Origin of the sequence: Psychroserpens sp. (assembly GCF_045105015.1) — a bacterium.
Taxonomy (GTDB): Bacteria; Bacteroidota; Bacteroidia; order Flavobacteriales; family Flavobacteriaceae; genus Psychroserpens.
In genome coordinates, this window is sequence record NZ_JBGCCX010000032.1 from 31,864 (window position 1) to 44,002 (window position 12,139).

Annotated in this window: 3 protein-coding genes; all 3 read left to right on the forward strand. The window is 33.9% G+C overall.

Annotation, left to right across the window (positions count from 1 at the left end; translation table 11 throughout):
• Positions 1–203: 203 nt before the first annotated feature.
• On the forward strand, positions 204–4,055 hold the full coding sequence (locus AB8B90_RS02525; RefSeq protein ID WP_405333323.1) for a M14 family zinc carboxypeptidase: 3,852 nt from the start codon (positions 204–206) through the stop codon (positions 4,053–4,055).
• 228 nt (positions 4,056–4,283) lie between these two features.
• On the forward strand, positions 4,284–9,329 hold the full coding sequence (locus tag AB8B90_RS02530; protein ID WP_405333325.1) for a reprolysin-like metallopeptidase: 5,046 nt from the start codon (positions 4,284–4,286) through the stop codon (positions 9,327–9,329).
• Between the two features lie 307 nt (positions 9,330–9,636).
• The coding region (locus AB8B90_RS02535; protein WP_405333327.1) for a reprolysin-like metallopeptidase at positions 9,637–12,139 on the forward strand (2,503 nt) is incomplete at its 3' end.

Below are 12,139 nucleotides of genomic sequence, written 5' to 3' on the forward strand. Positions count from 1 at the left end.
AAATTAAGAATTTTACTCGCTGTAAGAAAAAGACTAATATTTCCCGTTTTCAGATTTAATTTTAATCAGCAGTAAATCAATGCTTTAAGCCATTATGAATTTTGACAAAATGCATTTCATCGATATTTTTTGCACTTCATAGAATAAAATAACAGAAATGTTATATCTTAGCACCGATAAATTCATTGAAACCCCAAATTAAAATGAAAAAAATTACTTTAACCTTAGCCGCTTTATTATTGCTTTTACTTAATGTAAATGGGCAAAACTCAGAAAAAATTAAAGCCGAAAATTACCTTGATAAACAAGGTGAACTTACGTTTACTTTTCAGATTGAAAGAGAAAATGATTTAGAATTACTAACTCGTAACATGTCTCTTATTAATTATGACCCAGTAACTAAAACGGTCACAGCATGGGCTAATGAGGCTCAATTCAGAAAGTTTGAAGAAAAAAATCTTCCTTACAATATTCCGCAAAGTGAAAATGAAGTTGATGAGTCTCTAATATATGATGTTAGACCTTTAGCTGCTCGATCTGCAGCTTCAACATTAACTTTTCCTTTAAGTTCATATCCTACTTATGCAGAGTACGCACAACAAATGCAAGATTTTGAAGATGATTATCCTGGATTGGTTGAAAAGGTAGATATAGGAAATACAGGCCAAGGTGATAAAAAACTATTATTTGTAAAAATATCAGATAATGTTTCAACAGATGAGCAAGAGCCTAAACTCATGCTTACATCATCTATGCATGGTGATGAAATTGCTGGTTACCCAATGATGTTAACATTAATAGATTATATATTAACAGTTTACAATGATCCCAATCATTCAGATTATCCTAGAATTCAAAACTTAGTTGAGAATACTGAGATTTGGATTAACCCAAGTGCTAATCCAGATGGAACATACCATAACAGCGCTAATAATACTTCAGTTGTTCAGGCTAGAAGAGGTAATGGAAATAATATAGATTTAAACAGAAACTATCCAGATAATATTGCTGGTCCTCATGATGATGGAGAAGTATATCAAACAGAAACTTTGGCTTTTATGGCACTTGCAGATGCTCATGACTTTGTCATTTCTGCTAATTTTCATGGTGGAACAGAATTAGTAAATTATCCTTTTGATAACGCATATTCAGCTCAACATATACACTCAGATAATGATTGGTTTGAACATATTGGTGTAGAATATGCCACGCATTGTCAAACGGATGCAAACTCTGGTAATACTTCAACACCTTCATACACCAACAAAGCATCATACATGACTGATGATGATGATTGGGATGAGAATGCAGGTAATCAGGCATGGCATAATGATTATGCTCAAAGTCCTGGTGTAACTCATGGAGCTGAGTGGTATCGTGTGTTTGGTGGTCGTCAAGATTACATGAATTATTATCAGCAGTGTAGAGAGATTACTATAGAATTGTCTGATGTAAAAATTTTACAAGAAAGTTTATTAGATGATTATTGGTATTATAATAGAGATGCATTATTAGATTTTTTAACTCAAGGAACGTATGGTTTTAGAGGGCTTGTGCTTGATGCTAATACAAATAACCCTATCGAAGATGTAAAAGTTACTGTAGTTAATCACGATGCATATAATTCAGAAATATATACTGATAATCATGGCGCATTTTATAGACCTATTAAAGGAGGTACTTATAGCTTAATTTTTGAAGCTCCATGTTATCAATCAGTAACTGTTAGTAGCCAAACAATAACAGATGGTATTACAATTACATTATCAGACGTGTTAATGACTCCATTAACACCATCTGTACCTAATTCGTTAAATGCATCTGCAATAACTTCAGATTCTGCCACTTTGAGTTGGACTTCAACAGGTTCAACATTTGACCTAAGATATCGAGAAGTTGGAAATTCGACCTGGACAGATGTTCTTGGATTAGTTACAAATACACATGACCTTACAGGACTAAATGTTGGAACAGATTATGAGTTCGAAGTAAGATCGTTATGTGATGCGAATACTTCAGTGTATTCAAATACGTTTGCTTTTTCAACATCGTCAGTTACTTATTGTGCATCTCAAGGAAACGATTCAAGTTTTTTTTCAATAAATAGAGTGCAATTAAATACCATTGACAATACATCAGGAGCAACATCATATTCAGATTTTACAGGTATATCTACAAATTTAATTCAAGGAACAACACATAATGTTACTGTAACGCTTCAAAGACTTTCTAACTACAATATAGGTTGTAGAGTATGGATAGATTTTAATAAAGACGGCAACTTTGCTAATAGTGAACGTGTTTTAAATCGAATTAATAAAAATGGCACTCAAAGTTCTAATTTTACCGTTCCAACGACTGTAACAACAGGAAATACAAGAATGAGAGTCTCAGTTAAATATGATGCTCGTCCAGGATCATGTGAAACATTTTCATATGGAGAAGTTGAGGATTATAATATCTTTTTGTTTAATGGCTTAGTTTATAATAGTGGTACTTGGACTCCAAATGCTCCTAGCAATTCGACATCGTCAGATCATGTTTTAGTTGAAAACGGAACCTATAACATTAACAGTTCAGATATTAGTATCAATAATTTATATGTAAATTCTGGAGCAACTATTAATGTTGATAAATCATCAAACGCAACTGTAGCTGGAAAAATTATTAATGATGGTGACATTGTTTTAAATTCAGATTCAAATGAATTTTCAAGTTTAATTGTTAATGGGACGGTTACTGGAAATGTTAAATATAACCGTCATGTTACTTCTAATGCAGGTGGAAATGATATTATTGCTCCTCCAGTTAGTGGTGAGTCATTTACTAGTTTTATTTCTAATAATTCTAACATATTATCGAATTCAGCACAAACACTTTACCTATTTGGTCCATTTGAAAAGCCATTAAATGATTATACTTTATTTTCAAATGTAGAAGCTGTTAACTTAGAGGTTGCAAAAGGATATCGAGCAGCATCAACAGATAATGGAACATTTACTTTTGAAGGAGATGTTACCACAGGAGCATTGAATGTTCCTATTATACATTCAGGAACAGAAAACGCTAAATGGAATTTAGTAGGTAATCCATATACATCTTATATAAGATTAGATGATTTTTTAAATGCAAACATAAATGAGTTAGATCCTCAAAGTGTTGCTGTTTATGGTTACGACGCAAACGATACAGATGGAAGTGTTTGGTCTGTTTGGAATATGGCTTACTCTGATGCAAACCCAAATAGTTTAATTGCGCCAGGCCAAGGATTTTTTGTATCTTCAAAAGTGGCAGGTTCAAACGTATCATTTACACCTTCAATGAGAACAAAGGGTACAGGTGATGATTTTATACAAGGAAGAAATTCTAATATTGCTCATTTTGTAATCAGAATGACCTCTTCAACTAAAGTTTCAGAAACAGATGTTTATTTTAAAGATAACGCAAGTCTTGGATTAGATATAGGTTATGATGCAGAATTATATGAAGAAACACCTTCATCATTTTCTATTTACTCAGAATTAACTGAAGCAGGTCAAAATTTAAATATGGCAATTCAATCTATTGGATTTAATGATGTAAACGGAAGTACTCTAGTGCCTCTAGGTGTTAATCTTTTACAAGGGCAGCAAGTAGCTATAAGTATGAATACTGAAGATCTACAATACAACGTATATTTGGAAGACATATTAACAAATAATTCGACGCTTTTAAATACTTCGGATTATAATATAACAGCAGATTCAGATTTATTAGGTACAGGTCGTTTCTATTTGAGATTTGAACCTGAAACATTATCTGTTTCAGAAACCAATCTTGATACGATTCAAATTTATAATGATTCATCATCGAAACAAATTGTTGTTAAAGGACAGTTAACTGAAGATACATCAATAGTTTTATATGATATTCAAGGAAGAATAATTCTAACAGCAGATTTGGATATTAATAGTAACTTTAATGTTATTGATGCTGCAAGTTATTCAAAAGGGGTTTATCTTATTCAGCTTACAAACAATACAAGTACGAATAGCAAAAAACTAATCTTACGATAATACTAACCACATAAGTAAAAAAGGCTCAGATTTTAATCTGAGCCTTTTTTTATTTCTTAAACAAAATGTGTTTTCTAAACTTTATTGGACATAACTATGAGATTTTTTAAATTAATGCAAGAAATCCAAATATTTAATTTTTTTATTAGAAAAACATCAATAATTAAGCTATTTCTTTGAGGAAAACCTGATTATGAGTATTTTTGTGGTTTAACTAAGCCTCTAAAAATGAAAATTAAATTACTCTTACTCATCTTTTTGATGAGCACAAGTTTTGCAATGTCTCAAAGCAATTCTCTTTGGCAAAAGCAAACGATTAACATCAACAATGTAAAAGCAAGTAAACAAGATCTTCCAAGATCTCATACATTTACTTTAAATACTCAAAGCTTAAGACAAGCGTTAACCAATGTTCCACAACGTGGTAAATCTACAACGAATACTTCAAATGTAGTCTTGTCGTTTCCAAGTGCAGATGGAAGTTTTGAGCGCTTTAGAATTTTTCAAACTTCTGAAATGCATCCAGATCTTGCTGCAAGATATCCAGAAATTAAATCTTATGCTGGCCAAGGCGTTGATGATCCTACTTCAGTGATTAGATTTAGTGTTACACCTCTTGGATTTCAGAGTATGCGTTTATCGGCTAACAAACCAGCTTCTTTTATAGAAGCCATTACAGATGATAACAATGTTTATTCCGTATTTTCTAGAGATCAGAAAATTAACATGAATAATGATTTTGAATGTTCGGTGTCTGAAAGTTTAAACAATGTTATCGATGCCAATACGATGCAATTTAGAAATGCAGATGATGGTATTTTAAGGAACTATCGTTTAGCAGTTTCAACAACAGGTGAGTATACAGACTATCATGCCAGTAGCGGAAATCAAGGAACTGTTGCCGATGCTTTAGCAGCTATTGTTCAAACTATGGTAAGAGTGAATGGTATTTTTGAAGTAGATTTTAATGTAAATATGACATTAATTGCTAATACGGATGATGTAATTTATACTGATGGAGGATCTGATCCTTACACTGGAAATCTTAATAGTCAGCTACAATCTACTTTAACAGCAGAAATTGGAGAAGCAAATTATGATATTGGTCATTTATTTGGGACTGGTGGAAATAGTGGAAATGCAGGTTGTATTGGTTGTGTTTGTGTCAATGGATCTAAGGGTAGTGGCTGGACTACAGCAACAGTACCTGAAGGAGAATTTTTTGACGTCGATTACGTAGCTCATGAAATGGGACACCAGTTCGGCGCAAACCATACATGGACACATGCAGGAAGTGAAGGGACTGGTGTTCAAGCTGAACCAGGAAGCGGAACAACTATTATGAGTTATGCTGGAATAACAGGAGGACCAGCTACCGATGTTGAAAATAATGTTACCCCAAATTTCCATGCGTTATCTATAGAACAAGTTACAGATTATGTGAAAAGTACAAATTGTCAAACTGAAACCGTTACTGGTAATGCTGTACCAGTTGTAAATGCTGGTTCAGATTATACCATCCCGAATGGAACTGCTTTTATACTAGATGGATCAGCAACTGATGCTTCTGTTCCCGCTAATACATTATCATATTGTTGGGAACAAATAGATAATAATGGAAACTTATCGACTCAAGTTAGTCCAACAAAAACAGGAGGTGTTGCTTTTAGAGCATATGCGCCAACCTCTGATACATTTAGATATTTTCCCAGACTAGAAACTATTAAAACAGGCGCTACAACTTGGCAATGGGAATCTGTCCCTACAATTGCAAGAACTTTAAATTTTAGACTAACAGTTAGAGATAATGTTGCTGGAGGAGGAACAAACAGTAGTGGTGATGTAGAAGTCACAGTTAATGGCACAGCTGGACCATTTGTTGTAAACTCTCCAAATACAAATATCACTTGGAATGAAGGGTCTTTTGCTACAGTAACATGGGATGTGGCAGGTACAACTGGAAACGGTATTAATGCAGCTAATGTAGACATCTTTCTTTCTACTGATGGTGGAGACACTTACCCAATAACTTTGGCAACAGGAGTAACTAACGATGGTTCACATGATATTGTTGTACCTAGTAATCAAGGAACTCAAAATAGAGTCATGGTGAGAGGAGAAAACAATATATTCTTTGATATTTCAGATGCCGATTTTACTATTGCGGCACCAATTAGCTGTACAGCATCAGTACCTGCAAATTATGCGAGCTCTAATGTTGCAGCAACTTCAGTAAGTTTATCTTGGGACACAATAGCTGCAGTAGTATTTGATATTCAATACAGAGTAGTTGGTTCAGGGACGTGGATAGATGTTTCTTCAAGTAATACGCCATTTGATTTAACTGGTTTAACTCCGGAAACAGATTATGAAACTCAAATAAGGAGTCGATGTCCAGACAATTCAACATCTGCTTATTCAAGTATAATTACATTTACGACACCAGCATTACCTCCATGTTCTGGTACTCAAATAACGTCGTATCCATACTTAGAAACTTTTGATGTAGGAGAAGGAGACTGGTCTCAATTAACTGGTGATGATGGTGATTGGATTTTAGATGCAGGAGGAACACCTTCTGGAAATACAGGACCTTCAGATGATATAACAGGTGGAGGTAATTATTTATTTCTTGAAGCCTCTAGTAATAATTCTCCTGGAGAGATTGGTGCTAACGCAACAGCAATCTTTGAAAGTCCATGTTTTGATTTAGATGGATTGACTCAAGCAACACTTTCTTTTTATTACCACATGTTTGGAGATGATACAGGTTCAATTGATGTTGAAGCCTCTAACGACGATGGTGCTTCTTGGACAAATATTTTCACAATTTCTGGTGATCAAGGTGATGTTTGGAATAATCAAAATATTGATTTAGTTGGATTAGGATATCTTAATCAAAATATTAAATTGAGGTTCATTGGTACAACTGGTAATGGATTTGCTAGTGATATAGCAATTGATGAGATTGGAATTGGAGACCCAATTCCAGATACAGAAGCTCCAGTAATAACTTTAAATGGAGCAGCCACAATAAATTTAGGCTTAGGTGCAGCATATTCTGAATTAGGAGCAACTGCTTCTGATAATGAAGATGGCGACTTAACATCAAGTATTGTAATCGCAGGAGATACAGTTAACCCAAACACACTTGGAACTTATCTTGTTACTTATAACGTAAGTGATGCTGCAGGTAATCCAGCTGTTGAGGTTGTACGAACTGTAAATGTTATTGAAGCCGTTTATTGTGATTCTTTCGGAGACACACAGTATGAAACTGGAGTGACACGAGTAATCTTTGGTACTATAGATAATGTAGATGGTTCACCAAAAGATGTAGGCTATGAAGATTTTACCAATATAAGCACGGATATAACTCAAGGAACATCAGTAGACCTCACGGTACATGTAGATACCGATGGGAATTTTGTAGTTCATGCTTTTGTATGGATTGATTGGAATAAAGATGGAGATTTTGATGATTCTGGTGAAGAATATGATTTAGGAGATATACAGGGTGTAGCCGACGGAGCATTACCAACTGTATCTGTTTCAGTTCCCGAAAGTATGGTTTTCGGTAATACAAGAATGAGAGTGTCTGCTAAATACAATTCCGACCCGACTTCTTGTGAAACAAATTTTGATGGTGAAGTAGAAGACTATACTGTAAATGTAAAGTATGATGGCTTACTATATTCTGGAGGTTCTTGGGATCCAAGTGCGCCTGACGGAACGACAACTGCAGACAATGTATTAATCTTAGATGGTATTTACAATGTGAATACAACAGATATTAGTATAAATGATTTAACTGTAAATTCAGGAGCTTCAATTGATATCGATCAGGCATATAATATTACGGTTGCTGGAGATATTGATGTTTTGAATAATGGAAACCTTGTTTTAAACTCTAGTTCTACAATATTTTCAAGTTTACTTGTTGATGGTACAGTAACTGGAAATGTGAAATATAACCGACATGTTACCGATAACCCTGGAGGAAATGATCTTATTTCACCTCCTGTAAGTGGTGAAGTTTTTACCAGTTTCATTTCTAATAACTCAAATATATTTGCCAATACTGGAGAAACACTATACTTATTTGGGCCTTTCGAAAAACCTTTAAATGATTATACTTTATTTTCTAATACAGAGACAGCTACTTTAGAAGCAGCAAAAGGGTATCGAGCAGCATCTACTGATGATGGAACCTTCACTTTTGAAGGTGCAGTTACAAATACAGCATTAAGTATCCCAATAGTATATTCAGGAACAGATTATACTAAATGGAATTTAGTCGGAAATCCATATACTTCTTATATAAAATTAGAAGATTTCTTAATGGCTAACTTGAATGAATTAGATCCTAATACTGTTGCAGTATATGGGTATGATGCAGATCTTACATTTGGAACTGAGTGGACCATTTGGAATATGGCGTATTCAGATAATAACCCTGGAAGTTTAATTGCTCCAGGTCAAGGATTCTTTGTCTCATCAAAAGATAATGGTAGTTCAAATGTAATTTTTAACCCTTCTATGAGAAGCATAGGAACCACTGATGATTTTATTGCTGGAAGAAATTCAAACCTTGCCCATTTTGTCATCACAATGAGTAGACCAGATAAAACTTCGAATACAGATATTTACTTTGAAAATAATGCATCTCTTGGTCTTGATATTGGTTATGATGCAGAATTATTTGAAGAAGAGCCTTCTTCGTTTTCGATTTATACCGAATTAACCGAAGCAGGTCAAGATTTAAATATGGCAATACAAACCATAGGGTTTAACGATGTTAATGGTACGACTTTAATACCTCTTGGAATTAATATTTTACAAGGACAACAGGTCGTTATAAGTATGAATACAGACGATTTACAGTATAATGTATACTTAGAAGATACGTTAACAAATGTAATTACACTACTAAACACTTCTGATTATAATTTAACAGCAGATTCAGATTTATTAGGAACTGGTCGTTTTTATTTGAGATTTGAACCTCAAACTTTATCTACTATAAGCTCTGATTTTGATACAATTCAAGTATTTAACGATTCTGGTCTAAAACAAATTGTTGTTAATGGACAATTAAAAGAAGATACATCGTTCATTTTATATGATATTCAAGGACGAGAAATTATTAGAACTAACTTAGAAAAGGATACAACTACCAATAATATTAATACCTCTAATTTTTCTAATGGAGTATATCTAGTTCAACTTATAAATTCATCTAGTACAATTAGTAAAAAGATAATTATTAAGTAAGAAATTCATAGACAATACCATCGTAAAAGGATGGTAAAGTTTTACAAGTTTGATAGCCGTTAAAGTTTTCTTTGGCGGCTTTTTATTTACTCTAAAAACCAGATTTATGTTATTATGAATTACTTAATAATAAAGCTAAATAAGTGAGAATTGTAGTAGTTTTCTTCAAATTTGTTACGGAAAAACCGTAAATACATAATATTCATTGAAAACTTATCAACAAAGTAATTTTGTTTTGATAAAAATATTCTATTTTCATTATCGAATTTTTTCGCAATTAGATTAATCCTTATAACCCTCTAAACAAATGAAAATTAAATTACTCCTACTCATCTTTGTGATGAGCTCAAGTTTTGCAATGTCACAAAGCAATTCGCTTTGGCAAAAACAAACAATTAGTAACAATTTTATTGTAAAATCAAGTAAACAAGATCTGCCAAGATCTCAAACATTTGCTTTAAATACTGAAAATTTAAGGCAAACTTTAGCTAATGTACCACAGCGAGGTAAATTCACTAATGGATCAAATGTGGTGATGTCATTTCCAAATGCAAATGGAGATTTTGAACGCTTTAGAATTTTTGAAGCTTCAGTTATGCAACCAGAACTTGCTGAAAGATATCCAGAAATTAAATCTTATGCTGGACAAGGTATAGATGACCCTTCAGCAGTAATCAGATTTAGTGTAACCCCTTTAGGTTTTCAAAGCATACGATTTTCAGCTAATAAACCTGCGACATTTATTGAAACTCTTACTGATGATGCTTCAGTATATTCTGTATTTACAAGAGCCAACAAAATCAATATAGATAATGATTTTGAGTGTTCAGTTACTGAGAGTATGAATAACACTATGAATTCTCAAAATATATCTTTTAGAAATGCGGATGATAGTATTTTAAGAACATACAGGTTAGTGGTTTCCACAACAGGAGAATACACAAACTACCATGGAGGAACTAAAGCCTTGGCTTTGGCAGCAATAGTTCAAACAATGACTAGAGTGAATGGAATTTTTGAAACAGATTTTAACGTGACAATGGTTTTAATTAATAATACTGATGACGTTATATATACAAGTACAAGTAGCGATCCTTATGGAAATTCTACAGGTGGTTATAACAGTGCGCTTCAATCCACATTAACCAGTGTTATCGGAGAATCAAATTATGATATCGGACACTTATTCGCTAATCTTCAAAATAACGGAAATGCTGGATGTATTGGCTGTGTATGTGTTAATAATCAAAAAGGAAGTGGCTGGACATCAGCTACGGTTCCTGAAGGTGAATTTTTCGATGTAGATTATGTAGCACACGAAATGGGGCACCAATTCGGAGCCAACCATACATGGACTTTTAATGGTAATGAAGGCACCAATGTACAAGTTGAACCAGGAAGTGGCACAACAATTATGAGTTATGCAGGAATTACAGGTGCTACTGATGTAGAACAAAACGTAACACCTAATTTCCACGCTGTTTCAATTGAACAAGTCACCGATTATGTAAAAACAACAAGTTGCCAAACAAATACCAATACTGGCAATGCTGTTCCTGTTGTAAACGCAGGTTCTAATTATACCATTCCAAAAGGAACGGCTTTTGTTTTAGATGGATCAGCTTCAGATGCAGATACACCTTCTAATGCACTAACATACGTTTGGGAGCAAATGGATGAAAATAATGCTGCAACTACATATCCAAGTGTAAATGCAACCACAGGAGTTGCGTTTAGAGCTTATGAACCAACATCAGATACGTTTAGATATTTTCCTAGACTTTCAACAATTAAAACAGGCGCAACTTCATGGCAATGGGAAGCAGTTCCTGATGTTGCTAGAACACTTAATTTTAGATTAACAGTTAGAGATAATGTAGCAGGAGGAGGAACTAATAATAGTGATGATATGGCAGTCAATGTTAATGGAACAGCTGGTCCTTTTGTTCTGAACTCTCCTAATACGAATGTAACATGGGATGCAGGAACAACTCAAACTGTAACTTGGGATGTTGCGGGAACCACAGGAAACGGAGTTAACGCTGCCAATGTTGATATTTTCTTATCTACAGATGGAGGTGATACTTACCCAATAACATTAGCCTCTGGTGTGACAAATGATGGCTCACATGACATTATAGTTCCCAACAATCAAGGTAATCAAAACCGAGTCATGGTAAGAGGTGCAAATAATATCTTCTTTGATATTTCTAATACCAACTTTACCATTGGAGCACCAGTGGTTTGTAATGCAGATGTGCCTTCAGGATTGGCTGCATCAAATGTGTTAACAACTTCGGCAACTTTAAGTTGGGATGCTGTACCAGGAGCAAGTTATGATTTAAGATATCGTGAGGTTGGTGCACCTTCTTGGATTACTACTTCTGTAAATGGAATATCTTCAAATATTAATGGCTTAACAGCATTAACTCAATATGAGGCTCAAGTTAGGAGTAAATGTTCTGGTGGAAGTAATTCTGCTTACAGTAGTTCAATAAACTTTACCACGACTGATGTTCAATTAAATTATTGTAATGCTGCAAGTACAAATACAAACGATGAATATATTAGCAGAGTTCAATTAAATACAATTGATAATACTTCTGGACCTCAGTTTTATTCAGATTTTACCAGCATCTCTACCACTTTAACTAAGGACGTTCAATATACAATTACTGTAACACCAACTTGGACTGGTACTGTATATAATGAAGCCTATGGAGTGTGGATTGATTACAATAGAGATGGTGATTTTAATGATGCTAATGAGCAAGTGTTTTCGCAAGGTAATACTCAAGCGACCTCTGTTA

Coding starts and splice junctions, on each gene's coding strand:
- AB8B90_RS02525 (WP_405333323.1), top strand. CDS start 204: ATGAAAAAAATTACTTTAACCTTAGCCGCTTTATTATTGCTTTTACTT.
- AB8B90_RS02530 (WP_405333325.1), top strand. CDS start 4,284: ATGAAAATTAAATTACTCTTACTCATCTTTTTGATGAGCACAAGTTTT.